Source organism: Leifsonia shinshuensis, assembly GCF_014217625.1.
Taxonomy (GTDB): domain Bacteria; phylum Actinomycetota; class Actinomycetes; order Actinomycetales; family Microbacteriaceae; genus Leifsonia; species Leifsonia shinshuensis_A.
This window is the reverse complement of sequence record NZ_CP043641.1, coordinates 3,935,313-3,956,268: the sequence shown is the minus strand read 5'-3', so window position 1 is coordinate 3,956,268 and position 20,956 is coordinate 3,935,313. Positions and strand designations below refer to the sequence as shown.

At 73.0% G+C, this 20,956-nt stretch carries 21 protein-coding genes; 14 read left to right on the top strand and 7 right to left on the bottom strand.

The window, feature by feature from the left end:
* Positions 1-3: 3 nt before the first annotated feature.
* Together F1C12_RS19255 and F1C12_RS19250 are read left to right on the top strand one after the other, a co-directional pair.
* Positions 4-4,713 carry an Lhr family ATP-dependent helicase gene (locus tag F1C12_RS19255; RefSeq protein WP_185276449.1) on the top strand — a complete coding sequence of 1,570 codons (4,710 nt, stop codon included), beginning with the start codon at positions 4-6 and terminating at the stop codon, positions 4,711-4,713.
* A 19-nt stretch (positions 4,714-4,732) separates the two neighbouring features.
* On the top strand, positions 4,733-5,509 hold the full coding sequence (locus F1C12_RS19250; RefSeq protein WP_185276448.1) for an Fpg/Nei family DNA glycosylase: 777 nt from the start codon (positions 4,733-4,735) through the stop codon (positions 5,507-5,509).
* Between the two features lie 27 nt (positions 5,510-5,536).
* Here the strand turns inward: F1C12_RS19250 and F1C12_RS19245 are convergent, their stop codons facing one another.
* On the bottom strand, positions 5,537-6,127 hold the full coding sequence (locus F1C12_RS19245; protein WP_185276447.1) for an NADPH-dependent FMN reductase: 591 nt from the start codon (positions 6,125-6,127) through the stop codon (positions 5,537-5,539).
* 112 nt (positions 6,128-6,239) lie between these two features.
* Between F1C12_RS19245 and F1C12_RS19240 the strand changes: the two genes are divergently transcribed.
* From F1C12_RS19240 to F1C12_RS19230, 3 genes are all read left to right on the top strand, one after another.
* Entirely contained in the window at positions 6,240-6,779 is a 540-nt protein-coding gene (locus F1C12_RS19240) for a hypothetical protein (protein WP_185276446.1), read from the top strand.
* A gap of 48 nt (positions 6,780-6,827) precedes the next feature.
* On the top strand, positions 6,828-7,382 hold the full coding sequence (locus F1C12_RS19235; protein WP_185276445.1) for a MarR family winged helix-turn-helix transcriptional regulator: 555 nt from the start codon (positions 6,828-6,830) through the stop codon (positions 7,380-7,382).
* A 130-nt stretch (positions 7,383-7,512) separates the two neighbouring features.
* Positions 7,513-9,276, top strand: a complete 1,764-nt coding sequence (locus F1C12_RS19230; protein ID WP_185276444.1) for an LCP family protein — start codon at positions 7,513-7,515, stop codon at positions 9,274-9,276.
* A 43-nt stretch (positions 9,277-9,319) separates the two neighbouring features.
* On the opposite strand, the gene poxB is transcribed toward F1C12_RS19230, so the two are convergent.
* Positions 9,320-11,053, bottom strand: a complete 1,734-nt coding sequence (gene poxB / locus F1C12_RS19225; protein WP_185276443.1) for a ubiquinone-dependent pyruvate dehydrogenase — start codon at positions 11,051-11,053, stop codon at positions 9,320-9,322.
* A gap of 171 nt (positions 11,054-11,224) precedes the next feature.
* On the opposite strand from poxB, the gene F1C12_RS19220 reads away from it, so the two are divergent.
* Together F1C12_RS19220 and F1C12_RS19215 are read left to right on the top strand one after the other, a co-directional pair.
* On the top strand, positions 11,225-11,857 hold the full coding sequence (locus F1C12_RS19220) for a ScbR family autoregulator-binding transcription factor (protein ID WP_185276442.1): 633 nt from the start codon (positions 11,225-11,227) through the stop codon (positions 11,855-11,857).
* Positions 11,858-12,090: 233 nt separating this feature from the next.
* The gene (locus tag F1C12_RS19215) at positions 12,091-12,468 is read left to right on the top strand and encodes a DUF3566 domain-containing protein (protein WP_185276441.1); all 378 of its coding nucleotides are present in this window, start codon (positions 12,091-12,093) and stop codon (positions 12,466-12,468) included.
* Here F1C12_RS19215 and F1C12_RS19210 read toward each other — a convergent pair.
* Positions 12,449-13,084: a TetR/AcrR family transcriptional regulator C-terminal domain-containing protein gene (locus tag F1C12_RS19210; RefSeq protein WP_258046021.1), complete on the bottom strand. Its 636-nt coding sequence runs from the start codon at positions 13,082-13,084 to the stop codon at positions 12,449-12,451. The genes F1C12_RS19215 and F1C12_RS19210 overlap by 20 nt on opposite strands.
* A 200-nt stretch (positions 13,085-13,284) precedes the next feature.
* Between F1C12_RS19210 and F1C12_RS19205 the strand changes: the two genes are divergently transcribed.
* The 6 genes from F1C12_RS19205 to F1C12_RS19180 all read left to right on the top strand — a co-directional run bounded on the left by F1C12_RS19205 (position 13,285) and on the right by F1C12_RS19180 (position 17,825).
* Positions 13,285-13,833, top strand: a complete 549-nt coding sequence (locus F1C12_RS19205; protein ID WP_258046269.1) for a biotin transporter BioY — start codon at positions 13,285-13,287, stop codon at positions 13,831-13,833.
* Positions 13,830-14,957: an AMP-binding enzyme gene (locus tag F1C12_RS19200; RefSeq protein ID WP_185276438.1), complete on the top strand. Its 1,128-nt coding sequence runs from the start codon at positions 13,830-13,832 to the stop codon at positions 14,955-14,957. Before F1C12_RS19205 ends, F1C12_RS19200 begins: the two co-directional genes overlap by 4 nt.
* 81 nt (positions 14,958-15,038) lie before the next feature.
* A complete protein-coding gene (locus tag F1C12_RS19195) occupies positions 15,039-16,163 on the top strand; it encodes an acetyl-CoA C-acyltransferase (RefSeq protein ID WP_185276437.1) in 1,125 nt (374 codons plus the stop codon).
* Between the two features lie 23 nt (positions 16,164-16,186).
* Complete coding sequence (locus F1C12_RS19190; RefSeq protein ID WP_185276436.1) at positions 16,187-16,888, top strand: energy-coupling factor ABC transporter ATP-binding protein; 702 nt, start codon at positions 16,187-16,189, stop codon at positions 16,886-16,888.
* Positions 16,882-17,493: an energy-coupling factor transporter transmembrane component T family protein gene (locus F1C12_RS19185; protein WP_185276435.1), complete on the top strand. Its 612-nt coding sequence runs from the start codon at positions 16,882-16,884 to the stop codon at positions 17,491-17,493. The genes F1C12_RS19190 and F1C12_RS19185 overlap by 7 nt, the downstream gene beginning before the upstream one ends.
* Positions 17,490-17,825, top strand: coding sequence for a CHY zinc finger protein (locus F1C12_RS19180; protein WP_258046020.1), 336 nt, complete (start codon positions 17,490-17,492; stop codon positions 17,823-17,825). The genes F1C12_RS19185 and F1C12_RS19180 overlap by 4 nt, the downstream gene beginning before the upstream one ends.
* Positions 17,826-17,839: 14 nt before the next feature.
* On the opposite strand, the gene F1C12_RS19175 is transcribed toward F1C12_RS19180, so the two are convergent.
* On the bottom strand, positions 17,840-18,298 hold the full coding sequence (locus F1C12_RS19175) for a DUF2087 domain-containing protein (protein WP_185276434.1): 459 nt from the start codon (positions 18,296-18,298) through the stop codon (positions 17,840-17,842).
* Between the two features lie 248 nt (positions 18,299-18,546).
* On the opposite strand from F1C12_RS19175, the gene F1C12_RS19170 reads away from it, so the two are divergent.
* Entirely contained in the window at positions 18,547-19,221 is a 675-nt protein-coding gene (locus tag F1C12_RS19170; RefSeq protein ID WP_185276433.1) for an Abi family protein, read from the top strand.
* Positions 19,222-19,224: 3 nt separating this feature from the next.
* Here F1C12_RS19170 and F1C12_RS19165 read toward each other — a convergent pair whose 3' ends face one another.
* The 3 genes from F1C12_RS19165 to F1C12_RS19155 are packed head-to-tail and all read right to left on the bottom strand — an operon-like array spanning position 19,225 to position 20,836.
* Positions 19,225-20,205 (bottom strand): NAD(P)-dependent alcohol dehydrogenase, encoded by a 981-nt coding sequence (locus F1C12_RS19165; RefSeq protein ID WP_258046019.1) that lies wholly within the window; start codon positions 20,203-20,205, stop codon positions 19,225-19,227.
* A gap of 8 nt (positions 20,206-20,213) precedes the next feature.
* On the bottom strand, positions 20,214-20,432 hold the full coding sequence (locus F1C12_RS19160; protein ID WP_185276432.1) for a helix-turn-helix transcriptional regulator: 219 nt from the start codon (positions 20,430-20,432) through the stop codon (positions 20,214-20,216).
* The gene (locus F1C12_RS19155; protein ID WP_185276431.1) at positions 20,426-20,836 is read right to left on the bottom strand and encodes a hypothetical protein; all 411 of its coding nucleotides are present in this window, start codon (positions 20,834-20,836) and stop codon (positions 20,426-20,428) included. Before F1C12_RS19155 ends, F1C12_RS19160 begins: the two co-directional genes overlap by 7 nt.
* Positions 20,837-20,956: the final 120 nt, after the last annotated feature.

Genomic DNA, 20,956 nt, shown 5'->3' with positions numbered 1-20,956 from the left:
GCGATGAGCGACGTGCTCGACCGGTTCTCCCCCGCGACCCGTGAATGGTTCCGCGGGGCCTTCGCCGCGCCCACCGACGCGCAGACCGGAGCGTGGGAGGCCATCTCGCGCGGGCGGCACGCGCTCGTCATCGCGCCGACCGGCTCGGGCAAGACGCTGGCGTCCTTCCTCTGGGCGATCGACCGCCTGGCGAGCGAGGAGCGGCCGCCCGACGCCCGGCCCGGCACGCGCGTCCTCTACATCTCGCCGCTCAAGGCGCTCGGCGTCGACGTGGAGCGCAACCTCCGCGCGCCGCTGGTCGGCGTCACGCAGACGGCGCGCCGGCTCGGGGCCGAGCCGCCGCACGTCAGCGTCGGCGTGCGCTCCGGCGACACCTCGTCGGCCGACCGTCGGGCGCTGGTGTCGTCGCCGCCCGACATCCTGATCACCACGCCCGAGTCGCTCTTCCTCATGCTCACCTCGCAGGCGCGGGAGACGCTCGCCGCCGTCGAGACCGTGATCGTGGACGAGGTGCACGCCGTCGCGGCCACCAAGCGCGGCGCCCACCTCGCGCTCTCGCTCGAACGTCTCGACGCTCTGCTGGAGAAGCCCGCGCAGCGCATCGGCCTGTCGGCGACGGTCCGTCCGCCGGAGGAGGTCGCCCGGTTCCTGGGCGGCGGCTCGCCGGTGGAGATCGTGGCGCCGGTCGCGGGCAAGCGATTCGACCTCCGGGTCGTCGTGCCGGTCGAGGACATGAGCGAGCTCGGCACCTCGACCTACGCGAGCGACAACGACGACGGCTCCGCGCCGCAGGCCGGCTCGATCTGGCCGCACGTGGAGGAGGCGATCGTCGACCGCGTGCTGGAGCACCGCTCCTCGATCGTGTTCGCGAACTCGCGGCGGCTGGCCGAGCGCCTGACGGCGCGGCTCAACGAGCTGTACGAGGAGCGGCTGCTGGGCGGCGAGGCGGGCGACGGCGCGGCCGCGTCCGCGACGTCCCGTCCGCCCGCCGAGCTGATGGGCGGCTCCGGCCAGACCAAGGGCTCGGCCGCCGTCGCCGACCCCGAATCGCTCGTGCTCGCCCGCGCGCACCACGGCTCGGTGAGCAAGGAGCAGCGCGCCCTCATCGAGGACGACCTGAAGTCCGGGAGGCTGCGCTGCGTCGTCGCGACCTCCAGCCTCGAGCTCGGCATCGACATGGGCGCCGTGGACCTCGTGGTGCAGGTGGAGGCGCCGCCCTCGGTCGCCAGCGGGCTGCAGCGCGTCGGCCGCGCCGGCCACCAGGTGGGCGAGGTGTCGCGCGGGGTCGTGTTCCCCAAGCACCGCGCCGACCTCATCCACTCGGCGGTCGCCACCGAGCGGATGGTGGGCGGCCTGATCGAGACGATGCGGATCCCGACCAACCCTCTCGACATCCTCGCCCAGCAGACCGTGGCTGCGACCGCGCTGGAGCCGCTCGACGCCGACGACTGGTTCGACACCGTCCGCCGCAGCGCGCCCTTCGCGACCCTGCCGCGCAGCGCCTACGACGCGACCCTCGACCTGCTCGCCGGCCGCTACCCGTCCGACGAGTTCGCCGAGCTGCGCCCGCGCATCGTCTGGGACCGCGACGCCGGCACGCTGACGGGCCGCCCGGGAGCCCAGCGCCTCGCCGTGACCAGCGGCGGCACCATCCCCGACCGCGGGATGTTCGCCGTCTACATGGTCGGCGAGCGGGCCAGCCGGGTGGGCGAGCTGGACGAGGAGATGGTCTACGAGTCGCGCGTCGGCGACGTGTTCGCGCTCGGCTCGACGAGCTGGCGCATCCAGGAGATCACGCACGACCGGGTCCTGGTCTCGCCGGCGTTCGGCGAGCCGGGGCGGCTGCCGTTCTGGAAGGGCGACGGCATCGGCCGGCCGGCGGAGCTGGGCGCGGCGGTCGGCGCGTTCGTGCGCGAGCTGAGCGCGGCCTCCCCCGCCGACGCCGAGCTGCGCTGCGTGGAGGCCGGGCTCGACGCGTTCGCGACGGCCAACCTGCTGGCGTTCCTGCGCGAGCAGAAGGAGGCCACCGGCCACGTGCCGACCGACCGGACGCTCGTGGTCGAGCGGTTCCGCGACGAGCTGGGCGACTGGCGCGTGGTGCTGCATTCCCCGTACGGCATGCAGGTGCACTCGCCGTGGGCGCTGGCCGTGCAGGCCCGGGTGCGCGAGCGGTACGGCATCGACGCGGGCGCGATGGCGGCGGACGACGGCATCATCGTGCGTATTCCCGACACGGAATCCACTCCGCCCGGCGGCGAGTTGTTCGTGTTCGAGCCGGCCGAGCTGGACGAGCTGGTGACCCTGGAGGTCGGCGGCTCCGCGCTGTTCGCCTCCCGCTTCCGCGAGTGCGCGGCCCGCGCTCTGCTGCTGCCGAAGTACAACCCCGGCAAGCGGTCGCCACTCTGGCAGCAGCGGCAGAAGGCGTCGCAGCTGCTGGACGTCGCGCGCAAGTACCCGAGCTTCCCGATCATCCTGGAGACGGTGCGCGAGTGCCTGCAGGACGTCTACGACCTCCCGGCGCTGGACGAGGTGGCGCAGAGCATCGCGCAGCGCCGCATCACGCTGGTGGAGGCCGCGACCGAAACGGCCTCGCCGTTCGCCCGCTCGCTGCTCTTCGGCTACGTCGCCGCGTTCATGTACGAGGGCGACAGCCCGCTGGCGGAGCGACGCGCGGCGGCGCTGTCGCTGGACGCTGGGCTGCTCGCTGAGCTGCTGGGGCGCGCGGAGCTGCGCGAACTGCTCGACCCCTCGGTGATCGAGCGCGTGGAGCTGCAACTGCAACGGCTGGACCCGGACCGGCGCGTGCGCGGCGAGGAGGGCGTGGCCGACCTGCTGCGGCTGCTCGGGCCGTTGACGGTGGCGCAGGTCGCGGAGCGGTTGCAGGGTGGGGCCGACGCGGCTGCGACGGCGGAGGAGTCGACCGCCGACGAGTCCGACGGCGAGGAGCCCGTCGCCGCTCCCCACGCCACCATCGCCACCGCCCGAGCCCACCTCGCCTCCCTCGTCGACGTGAAGCGCGCCCTCGCGGTCACCATCGCCGGCGAGGAGCGCTTCGCAGCGATCGAAGACGCGAGCCGGCTGCGCGACGCGCTCGGCGTGCCGCTGCCGATCGGCGTCCCCGTCGCGTTCATCGAGCCTGTGGACGACCCGCTCGGCGATCTGGTCAGCCGCTTCGCCCGCACCCACGGCCCGTTCGAGGTCGCCGAGGTCGCCTCCCGGTTCGGCCTCGGCCCCGCGATCGTGCACGACGCGCTGCGCCGGCTCTCCCGCGACGGCCGAGTGGTCGAGGGCGAGTTCCGGCCGCACGCGACCGGCTCCGAGTGGTGCGACGCCGAGGTCCTGCGGCGGCTGCGGCGGATGTCGCTCGCCGCACTCCGGCAGGAAGTGGAGCCGGTCGAGACCGCGACGTTCGCACGGTTCCTCGGCGACTGGCAGCACGTCGGCTCCACGCTGCGCGGTGTGGACGCCGTCGCGTCGGTCATCGAACAGCTCGCCGGGGCGCGCATCCCGGCCTCCGCGTGGGAGTCGCTGGTGCTGCCGAGCCGCGTCGCGGACTACAGCCCGGCCATGCTGGACGAGCTGACCGCCACCGGCGAGGTGATCTGGGCGGGCGACGGCTCGCTGCCGGGCAACGACGGCTGGATCAGCCTCAACCTGGCCGACTCCGCCGCGCTGACGCTCGCGCCGCCGACCGACCACGATCCGGACGAGCTCCAGCGCGGCGTGCTGGCGGCGCTCGCGCGCGGCGGCGGCTACTTCTTCCGGCAGCTCTCCGACACCCTCGGCGCCGAGCGCGGCGAAGCGATCGAGGACGCCGTGCTGGTCACGGCCCTGTGGGACCTGGTCTGGGCGGGCCTGGTCACCAACGACACGCTCGCTCCGCTCCGCACGCTGACCGGTGGCGGCGGCGGCGCGCACAAGCGGCCCAGGCAGCCCACCCGCTCGCGGATGTACCGCGGCCGGGTCGGCGCCCCGCGCACGTCCGCGATGGTCACCCGGATGGGCCCGCCGACCGTCGCCGGGCGGTGGTCGCTGCTCCCGGAGCGCGACCTGGACTCCACGATCCGCGCGCACGCCCAGGCCGAGACGCTGCTCGACCGCTACGGCGTCGTCACGCGCGGCTCGGTCATGAACGAGGGGACGCCGGGAGGCTTCGCGCTCGCGTACAAGGTGCTCAGCGGCTTCGAGGACAGCGGGCGCGCGCGCCGCGGCTATTTCGTGGAGACCCTCGGCGCCGCCCAGTTCGCGAGCGGACCGACGGTCGACCGGCTGCGCACCTTCGCGCGCGACCATACCCAGCCGCGGCCGTTCGACGCGCTCGCGCTGGCGGCGACCGACCCGGCGAACGCGTACGGCGCGGCGCTGCCGTGGCCCGCCGTCCCGGCCACGACGGCAGGGGTGGAGGGCGGTACCGGCCACCGCCCGGGCCGCAAGGCGGGAGCGCTGGTCGCCCTGGTCGACGGCGAGTTGACCATCTACGTGGAGCGCGGCGGCAAGAGCCTGCTGTGCTTCGCGGACCAGGAGGACGAGGCCGCGGGCCCTGCGCTGGTGGCGGCCTCCCGCGCGCTGGCCGGGCTGGTGACCTCACGTCGCGTCGACAAGCTCGCGATCGAGACGGTCAACGGCGCGAACGTGCTCGGCAGCCCGCTGGGCGCCGCGCTCGCGGAGGCGGGGTTCCTGCCGACGCCGCGTGGCCTGCGGCTGCGAGGGTGACGGATGCCGGTGACGACCGATGCCTGAGGGCGACACCGTCTACCAGACCGCCGCGCGCCTGCGCCGCGCACTGCAAGGACGGCTGCTGACCGAGACCGACTTCCGCGTCCCGGCGTTCGCCACCGTCGACCTCAGCGGGAGGCACGTGGACGAGGTGGTCAGCCGCGGCAAGCACCTGCTGATCCGGGTCGGCGACCAGACCATCCACAGCCACCTCAAGATGGAGGGCTCGTGGGAGGTGTACCCGCCGGGCGGCCGCTGGCGGCATCCCGGGTTCCAGGCGCGCGCCGTGCTGCAGACCGCCGAGACGCAGGCGGTCGGCTTCCAGCTCGGGGTCCTGGAGATCGTGCCGCGGGCGCGCGAGGAGGAGGTCGTCGGCCACCTCGGACCCGATCTGCTCGGACCGGACTGGGACGCCGAGGAGGCCGTCCGCCGGCTCGCCGAGCATCCGGACACCCCGATCGCCGTCGCGCTGCTCGACCAGCGAAACCTCGCGGGCATCGGCAACGTCTACGCCAACGAGCTGTGCTTCGTGCGCGGGATGCTGCCGACGCGCCCGGCGCGGGAGGCCGACCTCCCGGCCGCCGTCGACCTCGCGCGCCGCATGCTGGTCGCCAACCGCGACCGGCCCATCCGGGTGACCACCGGCGACACCCGCCGCGGCCGCAACACCTGGGTGTACGGCCGCGACGGGCGTCCCTGCCTGCGCTGCGGGACGCTCATCCAGCGCTCGGCGCTCGGGCGCACCGAGCTGGAGGAGAGGGTCAGCTACTTCTGCACGGTCTGCCAGACCTGAGCCGGCCTGAGCAACGGGAGACGACGGTCAGGCCGCCTCGTCCTCCTCGGACGCCGCGGCGTCGGCGCCGCGCACGGTGGCGAGGGCGGCCGACCACGACTCGAGCTGGTCGAAGAGCGGGGTGAGCCCGGCCTCGGCGCCGGCGGTCGGCTTGAGCGCCCAGTTCTCGAAGTCGTGCTGGAGGCTGAGACCGACGAAGGCGCTGACGGTCGCGACCTGGAGCTGGGAGAGCACCAGGCGCAGGTGCTCGACCGCGCGGGCGCCGCCGAAGACGCCGTAGCTGACGAAACCGGCCGCCTTGTTGTACCACTCGGCCCCGACGAAGTCGATCGCGTTCTTGAGCGCGCCGGACGTGCTGTGGTTGTACTCGGGGGTGACGAACAGGTAGCCGTCGAACTCGGCGATCTTCGCCGCCCAGGCCTTGGTGTGGTCGTTGGCGTACTGGCCCATCGCGGCGGGCATCGGCTCGTCGAGGTGCGGGAGGTCCCACTCGGCGAGGTCGACGAGCTCATACTCGACGCCGTCGCGCTTCGCGGCGTGCTCGTGCACCCAGCGGGCGACGGACTCCCCGTTGCGGCAGGGGCGGGTGCTCCCGATGATGATGGCGATCCTGGTCATGTCAGCCTTCCTGATTAGATGACGTGTCACCATTCGCGAACCTCCCGGCTCTCGCGGCTATTCCCGGCACCGCCCCTGCCCGGCCTTCCAGGCCTCCCACTAGGCTCGACGCATGTCAGACCGGCGCGCTCCCGACGACGCTCATCTGCCCGCCGACGCCACGGAGGAGGAGCGCCGGGAGGCCGGCGACCGTCTCCGCGAACGCATCTACGTGACGTTCACGGCGCTCGCGATCCTGATGGCGCTGAACGCCCACGGCGAGCACCTCGACTCCCCGACGGTGCTCTGGACGCTGATCATCTCGGTGGTCGGCGTGCTGCTCGCGGGTCTCGCCTCCGACCTGGTCTCGCACATGATCGTGCACAACACGCTGCCGAGCGCGCGCGAGTTCCGGCACATGCTGGCCGTGGCCTCCCGGGCGCTCACTGTCATCGTCGTGCCGGTGCTGGTGCTGGCGGCGGCGATGCTCGGCTGGATGCAGGCGCGGACGGCGGTCGTGATCGCCATCACCGCCCTCATCGCGTCGCTCGCGGTGATCGCGCGCATCGCGGTGTCGCGCACCGGGCTCGCCTCCTGGAAGCAGCTGATCGTGCTGGTCGGGATCGTGGCGCTCGGCGTGCTGGTGGTGTTCCTGGAGCAGCTGGCGCACTGAGCTCCGGCGAGCGCGCCGCGCTGTCGCCGGCGCGTGCGAGGATGCAGTATGGCGATCGCGCGCACCCGACCCGATCCGCGCAAGCTGAGCGCTGGCGAGGAGGAGCTGTTCCACGCGTTCTACCTGATGAGGCGCGGATTCGATCGGACACTGGACGCCCAGCTGCAGCGGGACGACGGCATCTCCATCTCCGAGCTCGAAGTGCTCATGGCGCTCGTGCGCTCGCCCGGGCGGCGGCTGCGCGTGCGCGATCTGGTCGAGCTGACCGGCTGGGAGAAGAGCCGGGTCTCGCACCAGGTCACCCGCATGGAGGGGCGCGGGCTGGTGGAGCGCGAGGACTGCGCGGAGGATCGGCGTGCGAGCTGGGTCCGGCTCAGCCGGGACGGGCGCCGCGTCGTCGTGCGGGCGCTGCCCAAGCACACCGCGACGATCCGCCGCATCCTCTTCGACGCGCTCAGCCCGGAGCAGCAGGACGAGCTGCTGGCCATCTCCACCCGGATGACCGACGCGATGGTGGACGCGCCGTGCGACGCGCCCTGCGACACGGTCACCGATACGGCCGGCGACGCGTTCGCCGGGCCGTCGGCCGACCCGGATGCGTGAGGGTTCTCGCAGCCGGGCGCGCACCTTCGCCGTGAGCATGCTGAGAACCACTCGCTGATCTGCTGGTCATTCCGCGGGAACACCGCGGGAAACCAGGCTGTTCGCAGGCCGCACCCCCTAGCGTTCTGGTGTGCGACGCCCGAACTATCCCTCAGGTGACTCCGGCGCCGGCCGTGACGACCGTCCCGAGCCGCCGACCGAGGTCTTCGGACGCGTGCCCGCAGCCGACCCGCGCCGGCCGGTGCGGGCGACGCGGCCGGCGTCCGGCGTGCCCTCCGGGCGCGGCGGCGGGGGCCGGGCGGCCGGCGCCGCAGGTGCGGGCGCCGCGGCCGGTGCGGGAGCGGCGGGCGCGGGAGCGGCAGGCGCGCCCTTCGACCTCTTCGGACTCTCCGGCTCGCCGGACCCGGCCCGTGCGGACGCCGGCTACGGCGACGGCGGCTACGGCAGCGGAGGCGACGGCGGCAACGGCGCAGGCGGCTCCGGCAGCGGCGGGAAGCCCCCGAAGAAGCACCGCCGCGCCAAGCGCATCATCGCCTGGACCGCGGCCGGGCTGGCCGTCCTCCTCGTCGTGCTCGGCGGCTACGCCGCCTACAGCTACTTCCGCTTCGTCGGCGGCGTCAGCCACGTCAACGTGATCAGCAAATCCGGCAACGATGTGGACGGCGCGGACCAGAACATCCTGCTCGTCGGCGACGACCACCGTCCCGACAACGCCACCCAGGCCGAGCTGAACCAGCTCAGCACCACCCAGGACGGCGGCGGGACCAACACGGACACGATGATGATCCTGCACATCCCGGCCAACGGGAAGTCGGCGACCCTCGTCTCCCTCCCCCGCGACTCCTGGGTCGACGTGCCAGGTCACGGGATGAACAAGCTGAACGCGGCGTTCTCGCTCGGCGGCGGCGCGAGCGACCCGACCAGCGGCGCCAAACTGCTCATCCAGACGGTGCAGAACCTCACCGGCCTGTCGATCGACCACTACGTGCGCGTCTCGCTGCTCGGCTTCTACACGATCGCGAAAGCGCTCGGGCCGGTGCAGGTGTGCCTCAACAACGCCGTCAACGACCCGTACTCCGGCGCGAACTTCCCGGCGGGCGTCTCGACGCTGGACGCTCAGCAGGCGCTGTCGTTCGTGCGCCAGCGGCACGGCCTCCCGCGCGGCGACCTCGACCGCGTGGTGCGCCAGCAGTACTTCCTCTCGGTGGAGGCGCACAAGTTCCTGTCCGCGGGGACACTACTGAACCCGGGCAAGCTCACGAGCGCGCTCGACGCCATCAGCGGGTCGCTGGAGACAGATCCAGGGCTGAACTTCCTCCAGCTCGCTGCGCAGCTGCAGGGCCTCACCGGCGGCAAGATCCAGTCGGCGACCATCCCGATCTCCGGCACGCCGACGATCACCGTCGACGGCTCCGACCTGTCGATCGTGCAGGTCGACACGGCCGCGATGCCGGCCTTTGTCAAGAGCCTGACGGGGACGCCGTCCGCCTACGACAGCGCCACTGCTGCGAAGCCCGCCGACACGAAGGTCACGGTGCTCAACGGCGGCAGCATGAACGGCGCGGCCGGCACGGCGACGCAGACGTTCAGCGCGGCGGGCTTCAAGACCGGCACGGCCGGCGACGCGAGCTCGCAGCAGACGACGACCATCCAGTACCCGTCGGGGCAGGAGTCGCAGGCCAAGGCGGTCGCGGCGCTGCTGCCTGGCGCCGCGGTGCAGGAGACCGGCAGCGTGAAGGGCGTCACCGTCGTCCTCGGCGAGGACGGACTGATGCCGACCGCGCCCGGTGCGGCCTCCAGCGGCTCCGCGGCCCCCGCGCCCGCGGCGCCGGCACCCGCCCCTACGCACTCGGGCCCGACCACGAACTACTCCAGCACCGTCTGCATCAACTGACGGCGGCGGCCTCCTTCGACCAAAGCGCCACTCGAACAGCTCCTCAGTCGAACAGCCGCCGGAACACGTTCGTGTCGGCCAGGTCGATGAGCTCGTCACCGCGGCCCGACATGATCGTGCGCAGCGCGTAGAGGGTGAAGCCCTTGACCTGCTCGGCCGTGATCGCCGGCGGGATGCTGAGTTCCTGGCGCGCGGTCACGACGTCCACCAGCGCGGGGCCGTCATGGGCGAACGCGGTGCGCAGCGCGCTCTCCAGCTCGTCCGGCTTCTCGACCCGCTGGCCGTGGATGCCGATGGCCTGGGCGACGCGCGAGAAGTCGGGGTTCTCCAGGCCCGTCCCGAAGTTGACGAAGCCCGCGGCCTTCATCTCGACCTCCACGAAGTTCAGCGAGGAGTTGTTGAAGACGACGATCTTGACCGGCAGCTTCATCTGCACCAGCGTCAGCAGCTCGCCCATCAGCATCGCCAGGCCGCCGTCGCCGGCGAGCGCGACCACCTGCCGGCCGGGGAACGCCGCCTGCGCGCCGATCGACTGCGACAGCGCGTTCGCCATGCTGCCGTGGTTGAACGAGCCGATCAGCCGCCGCGAGCCGTTCATCCGCAGGTAGCGCGCCGCCCAGACCACGGGCGAACCGACGTCCGGGATGAAGACGGCGTCCTCGCTGGAGAGCTCGCTGATCAGCCGGGCGACGTACTGCGGGTGGATCGGCGTGCGGTTGCGGTCGTTGACGGCGAGCTCGTCGAGGCTCTTGCGCGCCTTCAGATAGTGCGAGCGGGACGCGTCGAGGTGCTTGGTGTCCTTCCGGTCCGCGAGCAGCGGGAGCAAGGCCTCCACCGTGTCCTTGACGCTGCCGACCAGGCCGAGGTCGATCGGGGTTCGGCGGCCGAGGTTCTCGCCGCGGAGGTCGACCTGGATGATCTTCGCCTTGGACGGATAGAACTGCTGGTACGGGAAGTCGGTGCCGAGCATCAGCAGCGCGTCGCAGGCCTCCATCGCGCGGTAGCCGGAGGAGAACCCGAGCAGGCCGGTCATGCCGACGTCGTAGGGGTTGTCGTACTCCACGAACTCCTTGCCGCGCATGGCGTGCACGACCGGAGCGCGCAGCGCCCCGGCGATGTCGATGAGCTGAGGGTGCGCGCCCTCGACGCCGGCGCCGGCCAGGATGGTGACCTTCTTGGCGGCGTTCAGGATGTCGGCCGCGGCCTTCAGCTCGCCGTCGGCCGGCCGCGTCACGCGCGGCGAGTAGACGATCGGCGCCGACGGCTTGCGGCCGACGCTGTCCGCGAGGAAGATCTCGCCCGGGATGACGAGGACCGCGACTCCGCGGCGCTCGATCGCCGTCCGCATCGCGATCTCCAGCACCCGCGGCAGCTGCTCGGGCATGCTGACGAGCTCGGTGTAGACCGCGGCCTCCCGGAACAGGTCTTGCGGGTGGGTCTCCTGGAAGTAGGTGCTGCCGATCTCGGGCCCGGGGATCTGCGCGGCGATCGCGAGCACAGGGACCCGGCTGCGGTTCGCGTCGAAGAGACCGTTGATGAGGTGGAGGTTGCCCGGGCCGCAGCTGCCGGCGCACACGGCCAGCTCGCCGGTGAGCGCGGCCTCCGCCGCCGCAGCGAACGCCGCGGCCTCCTCGTGCCTGACGTGCTCCCAGGTCACATCGCCCGCGCGGCGCAGCGCGTCGGTGAAGCCGTTGAGCGAGTCGCCGGGGATGCCGTAGACGCGCTTCACTCCCGCGTCCCGGATGATCTCGACGATGGTGTCGGCGACGGTGGTCATGCGACGTCCTCCTCGGTCGGTGCGGCTCGACGGGTGATCCGGCGGCGGATACGCTCACGCTACTCCGGCGGCGGTCGCCGCGTCTGGTCCCGTCCTGGTCGCGTGCTGTCCCGTCTCGGCCCGGATTCATGCATCAATCGCATAGGTCGGCGGCACTACTGTGTTCAGGTCATGGTCACGCAGACTCGCGCTCTCGCCACCCGCGACGCCATCCTCCGGGGTGCGGCCGAAGTGTTCGGCGCGCGCGGGTACGGGCTGGCGTCCATCTCGGACATCGCGAAGGCCGCGGGGCTCACCAAGGGCGCGCTCTACTTCCACTTCGCGTCGAAGGATGAGCTGGCGCTCGCGGTGGTCGCCGAGCAGCACCGCCGCACGATGGAGGCCTCCGCCGCGATCCTGGCGGAGGGCCGGCCCGCGCTGGAGTCGCTGGTGCTGCTCTGCCGAAGCCTCGGCCGGCAGCTGCTGGAGGACCCGGTCGTGCAGGCCGGCATCCGGCTCACCACAGACGTCGGCACGGCCGATCAGGCGATCGTCGAACCCTACGAGGACTGGTTCCGCGCGATCGAGGACCTGATCCGGAGGGCGATCGAGGAGGGCGACGTGTCCGAGCGGGTCGACCCGGCGATGTTCGCGCACCTGCTGTCGCCGGCGTTCACGGGCGTGCAGCTGGTCTCGGCGACGCTGACCGGGCGCGCCGACCTGCTGCAGCGGCTCCGGGAGCTGTGGATCGTGCTGCTGCCGGGGATCGTCGCCGAGGGACGGCTGGACGCGCTCCGGGGGCTGCCGGACCTCGTCGTGGAGTGATCCGGCGGTCCGCCCAGGGAACCGCCCGACCGACATCCCCCCAGTGGTCGCCGTTGCGACGTGCACGTCGGTCGGGCGTTCGCCCCCGCACGGCCATATTACATGCATAACCGGTCGATCGGTTTGTTTCGACGCCTCGTGGCACCGGGGTCCGCACGGGCGTGTCGGTTAGACTCGCCCGATGGGGGATCCGCGCGAGCGGTTCGAGAACAGCACCACTGGGGAGGTCGCCGATGTCGGCACGGACGAAGCAGAAGAAGCGCGCGACGATGCGCCTCGTCTACATCGACTTCTGGTCCGCGCTGAAGATGTCGTTCCTCGTCAGTCTCGTCCTGGCAGTCGTGACCGTCGTGCTCACGCTGCTCGGCTGGTCGGTGCTCGACAAGGTCGGCCTCGTCGGATCGATGACCACTTTCCTGGAGAGCATCGCGGGCGCGCAGGGCGCCTCCCTCGTCGCCGGCCTGACGTTCGGAAACGTGATGATGTTCACGCTCGTGGTGTCACTGCTGGAGGTCATCGTCGTGTCGGCGCTCGGCGCGATCTTCGCGGCGCTGTTCAACCTGGCGACCAATGTGGTCGGCGGGTGGAAGGTCACATTCGGGAGCGACTGACTCCCTCTGCGCTCTCGTCGTCGACCGCGAGCCGCTGAAGGCCGCCGACGAGGAGGTTCACTCCGAAGGCGAAAGCCGCGGCCGAGTCGCCCTGGTCGAACGGGTCGGCGGCCTCCCCGGTCGCCAGCACGCCGATGCTGTCGAACTGCATTCGCTGCTGCTCGTGCGAGACGTGGCCGAGGACGAAGTGCAGCAGTGCGGTCGCCGCGCGACCGGCGGTCTCGGCGTCGAAGCCTCCCGAGCGGACGGCCGCCGCCAGGCGCTGCTGCGCGGGAGCGGCGCCGAGGCCCAGGGCGGCGGTGCTGGCGACGACCTCCGCGCCGTCGCGGTAGGCGAGCAGGGCGTCGCGGAGCGCGGCGGACTCGGCGCGCACGCGGTCGGGCCACGGCGCGTCCGGTGCGGTGACAGCGGCGCGGCCGATGATGCGGTCGGCGAGCTCCGCGAGGAGGGTCTGCTTGTTGGGGAAGTGCCAGTACAGGGCGCTGGGCTGCACGTCCAGGGCGGCGGCGAGGCGGCGCATGGTGAGGTCGGGAAGGCCGTAGTCGTCCAGGATGCGCAGCGCGGTCTCCGCCACGTCGTCGCGGCCGTGTCTGCGTGCGCTTTCGTTTCCCGTCACGGTTTCACTATAGTGAACGCTGTTCAGGTGAACAGTGTTCAGGTGAAGGAAACCCGATGACCGACTCCCCCCGCACCAGCCCGGCCCCTGCCGCGACCGACGAGAGCGCGGCCTCACGGCCGGCAACCGCCGCCCGCACGACCGCCGTCCGCGCATCCCGTCGCGGTATCGACGCCACCGATCTCGCCCGCGTCGCCGTGATGGCCGCGATCGTCGCCGTCCTCGGCCTCCCTGGCGGCTTCACCGTGTTCGGCGCGGTCCCGATCACGGCGCAGACGCTCGGCGTCATGCTCGCGGGCGCGCTGCTCGGCCCGTGGCTCGGCGCGCTGTCGATGGCGGTCCTGCTCGCCCTCGTCGCCGCCGGACTCCCCCTCCTCGCGGGCGGACGCGGCGGCATCGGCGTCTTCGTCGGTCCGTCGGCGGGCTACCTGATCGGCTGGATCGTGGGCGCCGCTGTGATCGGGCTGATCGTCCACGCGGGCAACCGCAAGCCCGTCGTCTGGCGCACGCTCGTCGGGGTCATCGTCGGCGGCATCGGCGTGGTCTACGCGTTCGGCATCCCGGTGCAGAGCCTCGTGACCCGGTTGCCGCTCGGCGAGACCGCGCTCACCAGCCTGGTTTTCGTGCCGGGCGACCTCGTCAAGGCCGTGCTCGCGACCGCCATCGTTGCGACGCTGGTGAAGGCGTACCCGAGGGCGTTCCGGCGCACCTGGGCGACTCCCCGCCGGGACGGCGCTCCCGCCGCATGACCGCGATCGTCCCGCTTCGCGAAGACGACCCCGCCCTCCTCGACCGCCTCCGCGAGGCGCGGGCCGCCGGCGGCGTGCCGCTCGTGCTGGACGGCCGGCGACCGGCCGCGCACCTGGCCGCGGCCGTGGACGCGGCGTCGCGCGCCGACCTGGAGGGCTCGGACGCCTCCGGCCGGATCGGCTGGGCGACGTTGACCTCCGGCAGCAGCGGGCCGCCGCGGATCGTGCTGCGCAGTGCGGACTCGTGGTCGTCGTCGTTCGCCGCGGTGGCGGAGTTGCTGAACGCGGGCGGCGGCGGGCGGGCGGTGGCCCTTCCGGCGCCGGCGTCGTCGTCGCTGACGCTGTTCTCGCTCGCGCACGCGCTGGACGGCGGACCGCGTGCTGTGCAAGCCGGCGCGGGGGCAGACTGCTTCCACGGCACCCCCGAAGGGCTGCGGCGGCTGCTGGAGTCGGGCGCCGCGTCCGGCATCCGCTCCGCCCTGGTCGGCGGGTCGCACCTCGACCCGGCGCTGCGGGCGAGGGCCGAGGCCGAGGGGATGCGGGTGACCTCCTACTACGGAGCGGCCGAGCTGTCTTTCGTGGCGGTCGACCACGGCGACGGGCTCGTCCCGTTTCCGGGCGTCGAGCTGCGCGTGCGCGACGGCGAGCTGTGGGTGCGTTCGCCCTTCGTGGCGCGCGGCTACGCCGGCGCGGCCGGACCGCTGCGCCGTGACGGCGCCTGGGCGACGGTCGGCGACCGCGCCGAGCGTGCGCCAGGGGCGGACGGCGGCGAGAGCGTCCGCCTGCTCGGTCGCGCGGACGGCGCCATCCTGAGCGCGTCCGCCACGATCGTGCCAGACGAGGTGGAGGCCGCCCTCCGCTCGGTCCCCGGCGTGCGCGACGCCGTGGTGTTCGGCCTCCCGACCGGCCGCGTCGGAGCGCTCGTCGCCGCGCTCGTGGAGCCGGACGGCCGCCTCCCGACGTTGGCCTCCCTGCGGGCCGCTGCCGCGGAACGCCTCGCGCCGGCCCACCGTCCGCGCCGCTGGTACGCGGCCGAGCTGCCGCGCACCGCCGCGGGCAAGCCGGCGCGCGCCGAGGCCGTGCGGCGGGTGCTGGAGGGGGAGGTGAGCCCGCTTGAGCGCTGAGCAGATCGCCGTCATGACTCCCGCGTGCCGGGCGTCCGCCGCCGTCGCGCACGGCCACGCCTCACCGAGGGAGACGACCGCATGAGCATGCACGAGACCCCCGTCGTCATCGCCGCCCGCCGCACCCCGATCGGCACCCGCGGCCGCGCGCTCGCGCACCTGCGCGTGGAGCAGCTGGCCGCGCCCGTCCTCCTGGCCGCCCTCGACGATGCCGCTATCGCGACGGGTGCGCCGGTCGAGGTCGCGGACGTCGTCCTCGGGAACTGCATGGGTCCCGGCGGCAACCCGGGGCGCGTCGCCGCCCTCGCCGCCGGGCTCGACCCGGTGATCCCGGGCGGCACGGTCGACCGGCAGTGCGGGAGCGGGCTCGCCGCGATCCTCGACGCGGCCGCAGCGATCCGGGCGGGCGACTCCGCGACCCGGCTCGCCGGGGGCGTGGAGAGCGCCTCCACCGCGCCCGTCCGGTCGATCGACGGAGTCGCCTACGAACGGGCGCCGTTCGCGCCGGAGGGCTTCCCGGATCCGGACATGGTCCAGGCGGCGGAGGACCTGGCGGCGCACGACGGCATCCCGCGGTCGCGGCTCGACGCCCACGCCGCGCGCAGCCACGAGCGGGCGCGCGCCGCGCTGGCGGCCGGACGGTTCGCGGACGAGCTGGTTCCGCTGGCGGGGCTCGGGCACGACGACGCGATCGGCGGGGCCCAGCGTGTGCTGACCCGGTTGCCCGCGCTCTTCCCCGGCGGCGCGCTCACGGCCGGGACGTCGACCCGGATCGGCGACGGCGCCGCGGCGGTGGTCGTGGCGCAGGCCGGCGTCGCGCCAGGGCTCGCGCTGCGGGCGGGAGCGATCGTCGGCTGCGACCCGGCGCTCCCCGGGATCGGCGCGGCGCCCGCGATCCTGTCCGCGCTCGAGCGCGCAGGGGCCACCGAGCGGGAGATCGCGGCGTTCGAACTCGTGGAGGCCTTCGCGTCGCAGAGCATCGCGGTCCTGGATCGTATCGGCGTGCCAGAGGACGACCCGCGGGTGTGCGCCGACGGCGGCGCGCTGGCGCTCGGGCACCCGTGGGGCGCGACCGGAGCGGTCGCGGTGGTGCGGCTGTTCAGCCGGCTCGTGCGCGGCGACGCTCCGGCGGGGACGCTCGGGGTCGCGGCCGCGTCGGTCGGCGGCGGCCTGGGCGTGGCCGCGGTGTTCGAGGTCGTGCGATGAGCGGCGTCGGCGGAGGTCCCACGATGACCGCCCTCCACCTCGACGGTGTCGCCGTCCGGCTCGGCGAGGTCGACGCCCTTCACGATGCGACTCTCGACCTCGACGCGCGCACCGTCGCGGTGATCGGGGAGAACGGGTCGGGGAAGTCCACCTTCGCGCGCCTCCTCGGCGGGCTGGTTCCGGCCGCCCGCGGGGAGCTGCGCGTCCTCGGGCTCGATCCCGTTCGGCAGGCCGCCGAGCTGCGGCGGCGGATCGCGGTCGTGTTCAGCAACCCGGACGCGCAGATCATCATGCCGACCGTCGCCGAGGACGTCGCGTTCTCGCTGCGGGCCGACCGGCTGGGGCGGGAGGCCACGGCGGCGCGGGTCGCGGAGGCCCTCGACCGGTTCGGGCTCACCGAGCTCGCCGACCGGCCGTCCCACGACCTGTCCGGCGGTCAGAAGCAGCTGCTCGCGCTGTGCGGCGCCTTCGTCCGCCGGCCGGAGCTCGTGATCGCGGACGAGCCGACCGCCTACCTCGACGCCCGCAACGCCCGGCGCGTGGCCGACCATCTGCTGGAGGACGCCGGGCACCGGCTCGTCCTGGTCACCCACGACCTCGCGCTGGCCGCGCGGTGCGACACCGCCGTCCTGTTCGCGGGCGGGACCGTGGCCGCGGTCGGCGAGCCCGCCGATGTGGTGTCGGCGTACGAGCGCCTGCTCGCCGAGGGGAGCCTCCCGTGCTGACGCTCTACCGGCCGGGGACGGGGCCGCTGCACCGGATGCCGGCCGGGCCCAAGCTGCTGCTCGTGGTCGTGGCGGTGCTGGCCGTGTCGCTGCTGCCCTCCACCTGGATCGCCGCCGCTGTCGCCGCGACCCTGCCGGTGCTCGCGTACGCTCTCGCCGGCCTCGGCGACGGGATGCTCGGGATGCGCGAGCTCGGGCGTCAGGTGTACGCCGTACGCTGGGTGATCGTGATCACCCTCGCCGGCCAGCTGCTCTTCCTCGGTCCGGAGGCCGCCGTCGCGAACACCGCGCGTGTGACGTCCGCGGTCGTGCTCGCGGCGCTGCTCGTCCTGACCACAAGGGTGGCCGACCTCCTGGACGCCATCGAGCGCGGCCTGCGACCGCTCGCGGCGCTGCGGATCGACCCGGCGCGCGCGGCGCTGCTGCTGACCGTGACGCTCAGCACACTGCCGGTGCTGGCTCGGCTGGCGCGCGACGTCCGCGACGCCCAGCGCGCCCGCGGCGCCCGGGCCGGAGTGCGCGCGTTCGCGGTGCCGTTCCTGGTGGTGGCGTTCAAGCACGCGGACGAACTGGGCGACGCGCTGACCGCGCGGGGTGTGCGGTGAGCGGCGGGAGCGGCGGCGCGCCGCGCGTGCTCGGCCCCACCGTCGACGACCAGACGCGCTGCGTCCACTACCGCACAGCGCTCGACGTGATCGCGATCCGGTTCGCCTGCTGCGGCGAGTTCTACCCGTGCCACGCCTGCCACGCGGAGACCGCCGGCCATCCGGCACGGCAGTGGCCCGTCGCCGACCGCGGCGAGCGCGCGGTCCTGTGCGGCGTGTGCCGGTCGACGCTGTCCATCGCCGACTACCTGGAGGCCGACTCCTGCCCCGACTGCGGCGCGGCGTTCAACCCGGGGTGCAAGCTGCACACCGAGCTGTACTTCCAGGTCTGAAGGGCCGCGGCCGGTCAGGAGCCGTCTGCCAGCGCGTACTCCGAGCCGGAGCGGGTGCGCTCCAGAAGCGCCTCGTCCACCAGGAAGCGGCGCAGCGCGGCCGGGTCGCGCGTGAACCGTGTCAACCGCTCCGTCACCTCGCGTTCGCTCACGACCTCCCCGGCGCTCAGGCTGTGCGCGGCGACCCAGCGCAGCAGTTCCACCCGGTCGGCCCGACCCGAGGGGTAGCGGTCGATCCTGCCCTCGGCGTCGAGGAAGCGCTGCGGGCCGGTGGGCCGGCTGCGGGAGGCGGAGGCCAGGGCGGCGCGGATGGTGTCCTCGGCGACGACGGGCGCGACCTCCCCGTCGGCGACGAGTCCCGCGTCGGTCAGGGCGGCGAGTGCACGGGCGTCGCGCGGGCCGTCCAGCGGGAGGCCGAGCGTCACGCGGGCGAAGGCAGCACGGGTGTCGGCGTTGGCGAGGGCGGCGAGCATGCGGCGCCAGTCGGGGGCGGGGGGACGTCGGGCATCGTGCGCGGATCGCGTACTGGCATGAGATCACGGTAACGCCGGCACTGGCGACACGACCACATCATGGTGGGTCGACCCGGTTATCCACAACTTCACGCCGGGCCCTCGGAAGCGCTCGATCACCGCCCAGAATGATAAATGCCCCGGCGCGGCGACACTCGCGTGTCTCGTCCGGGGCTTACATCCGACAGCCTACCTGAAAGCTCCACATAATGGCAGGACCTCACGATGCCGACTGGCGCGGCGGTGTTTCCTCGCTGCTCGGCGGCGCCCGATTCCAGACGTATCTGGCGGCCACGACCGAGCCCGACGAAGCAATCCGGCTCTACTCGTGGAACATCGAAGTCTCGGCAAGCTTGTGGGGTGGCTTCCACCTCGCTGAAGTCTGCCTGAGGAACGCCGTGAACGACAGATTGGCGGACCACTTCGGCTCGCAAGCCTGGTGGGACATCACGCACCTCACCGACTCCGACCTCGCCATCGTTCGCTCAGCTCGTCGGCACCTCTCACTGTCGCGGTCAGGTCAGTTCACTCCAGGCCATGTCGTGGCGGAACTCGGGTTCGGCTTCTGGATCGGGCTGCTCGGAAATCGCTACCACGCGCGGCTCTGGGAAGCAGCGACGCTCGACAGCGCCTTCCCGCATTACACCGGCCGGCGGCGAGACCTGCACACCGCATTGGAGCGTCTGCGCAAATTGCGAAACCGTGTCGCTCATCACGAGCCGATCTTCAACCGAGACCTCGCCTACGATCACGCATTGCTTCTGTCGATCCTCGGTTACCTGAGTTCAGACGTCGCGCACTGGTACCGGACACACTCACGTTTCGGCAGCATCATCCTTCGGAGGGACGCCGTCGTCGCTGGACTGAACGCTCCCACGTTCTGACGGCTACGGGACCACGACCACCTTGCCGCGCGCCCGCCCGGCGCCGATGTGGTCGATGGCCTCCGCGGTCCGCTCCAGCGGATAGACGGTGTCGATGACCGGGCGGAAGGCGCCCTCCGCGGAGAGGCGGGCCAGCTCGACCAGGTCCTCCTGGCGTTCGCGGGCCATCAGCCCGGACAGGCTCTGACGCGCCGTGAGGTTCGCCAGGCCCGCGCCCGCGATCCGCTCCATTCCGCCGAGGATGCCGCCGCCATTCTCGCCGCCGACCAGCACGAGCGCGCCCTCCGGAGCGAGACTTCCGCGCAGCGCACGCAGCGGGCGGTTGCCCGCCGTGTCGATGATCGCGTCCCAGACCCGGCCGAGGGCCAGCGCGTCGGTCGTCGTGTAGTCGATGGCGTCCGCGGCGCCCAGCTCGAGCACCAGCGCCGTCTTCGGCCCGGTGCACACGCCCGTCACCTCGGCGCCGCGCGCCACGGCGAGCTGAACCGCGAAATGCCCGACGCCGCCGGCCGCGCCCAGCACGAGCACGCGGTCCCCGGCCTCGACCTGCGCGGCCGTGACCGCCTGCAGCGCCGTCACCGCGGAGATCGGGATCGCCGCCGCCTCCGGGAAGCTCAGGCCCGCCGGGATCGGAGCCACCGCCGCGCGCGGGGCGATCACCCTCTCGGCGAGCGCGCCGGCCGCAGAGCCGAACACGGCGTCGCCGACGCGGAGGTCGGCGACCTCGGAGCCGACGGCCTCCACGACGCCGGCGAACGCCGCGCCGCGCACGCGTGCCGACGGGCCGCGCATCCCGAACCCCATCAGCCGCATCAGGTACGGGCGGCCGGTGGTGAGGTGCCAGGTGCCCGCGTCGATCCCGGCGGCTTCGACGCGCACGAGGACGTCGCCGGCGCCGGGCGACGGGACGGGGACGCGCTCGATGCGCAGGGAGGCGGTGGTGCCGTAGGCGTCCTGGACGACGGCGCGCATGGTGGCGCTCATGATTCCCCTCAGTCCTCGGGGTACTGGAACACGTCGTCGAGCGGGACCCCGAACACCCGCGCGAGCTGGAAGGCCATCTCCAGGGACGGCGAGTACCGGCCCTGCTCGATGGCGATGATGGTCTGGCGGGTGACGCCGACCCGGTCCGCGAGGTCGGCCTGCGTCATCTCCCCCGCGCCGAAGCGCAGGGCGCGGATGCTGTTGGTCACGCGGGTGGGCTTCACCATGCCGGCAGCCCCTTGCGGTAGGCGACCAGGGTGGCGATCGAGCCGACGACCGCGGACAGCACGAAGGCCGCGTAGACCGCGTTCGCGATCCAGAACCACGGCGCCTGGAACAGCGCCAGGATGAGCGCGGCCAGAGCGCCGATGACGACGAACGCCTGGCCGACCCGCTCGCCGAAGACCTTGATCTCGCGGTCGCGCTGGTCGCGCTTGTCGGCCTCCCGCGGGTTGGCGACCGAGATGCCGATGCGGGCCAGGATGTTGGCCGCGATCGAGCCGCCGACCGTCCACAGCAGCAGCGGGACGTATGCGCCGGAGCCGTACGCCGTGAGCAGGATCAGGTAGGTCGCGTAGCCGAGGACGGCGACGACCAGGTACGCCCACGCGTTCTTCTCATCGAAGGACACCTCGCACCTCCATGTCAAAGATTGTGTACATGGCGAGTGTAAAGCGGCGCAGACACCGTGTCAATAATTTCTAACACCCGATTCGTGACGAATGTCGCGAAAGAGCCGGGGAATCGCGCG

Bases quoted from the DNA above. Each gene is read 5' to 3' on its own strand.
- F1C12_RS19255 (WP_185276449.1), top strand. From the start codon at position 4: ATGAGCGACGTGCTCGACCGGTTCTCCCCCGCGACCCGTGAATGGTTC.
- F1C12_RS19250 (WP_185276448.1), top strand. From the start codon at position 4,733: ATGCCTGAGGGCGACACCGTCTACCAGACCGCCGCGCGCCTGCGCCGC.
- F1C12_RS19245 (WP_185276447.1), bottom strand. From the start codon at position 6,127: ATGACCAGGATCGCCATCATCATCGGGAGCACCCGCCCCTGCCGCAAC.
- F1C12_RS19240 (WP_185276446.1), top strand. From the start codon at position 6,240: ATGTCAGACCGGCGCGCTCCCGACGACGCTCATCTGCCCGCCGACGCC.
- F1C12_RS19235 (WP_185276445.1), top strand. From the start codon at position 6,828: ATGGCGATCGCGCGCACCCGACCCGATCCGCGCAAGCTGAGCGCTGGC.
- poxB (WP_185276443.1), bottom strand. From the start codon at position 11,053: ATGACCACCGTCGCCGACACCATCGTCGAGATCATCCGGGACGCGGGA.
- F1C12_RS19220 (WP_185276442.1), top strand. From the start codon at position 11,225: ATGGTCACGCAGACTCGCGCTCTCGCCACCCGCGACGCCATCCTCCGG.
- F1C12_RS19215 (WP_185276441.1), top strand. From the start codon at position 12,091: ATGTCGGCACGGACGAAGCAGAAGAAGCGCGCGACGATGCGCCTCGTC.
- F1C12_RS19205 (WP_258046269.1), top strand. From the start codon at position 13,285: ATGGCCGCGATCGTCGCCGTCCTCGGCCTCCCTGGCGGCTTCACCGTG.
- F1C12_RS19200 (WP_185276438.1), top strand. From the start codon at position 13,830: ATGACCGCGATCGTCCCGCTTCGCGAAGACGACCCCGCCCTCCTCGAC.
- F1C12_RS19195 (WP_185276437.1), top strand. From the start codon at position 15,039: ATGAGCATGCACGAGACCCCCGTCGTCATCGCCGCCCGCCGCACCCCG.
- F1C12_RS19190 (WP_185276436.1), top strand. From the start codon at position 16,187: ATGACCGCCCTCCACCTCGACGGTGTCGCCGTCCGGCTCGGCGAGGTC.
- F1C12_RS19175 (WP_185276434.1), bottom strand. From the start codon at position 18,298: ATGCTCGCCGCCCTCGCCAACGCCGACACCCGTGCTGCCTTCGCCCGC.
- F1C12_RS19170 (WP_185276433.1), top strand. From the start codon at position 18,547: ATGGCAGGACCTCACGATGCCGACTGGCGCGGCGGTGTTTCCTCGCTG.
- F1C12_RS19165 (WP_258046019.1), bottom strand. From the start codon at position 20,205: ATGAGCGCCACCATGCGCGCCGTCGTCCAGGACGCCTACGGCACCACC.
- F1C12_RS19160 (WP_185276432.1), bottom strand. From the start codon at position 20,432: ATGGTGAAGCCCACCCGCGTGACCAACAGCATCCGCGCCCTGCGCTTC.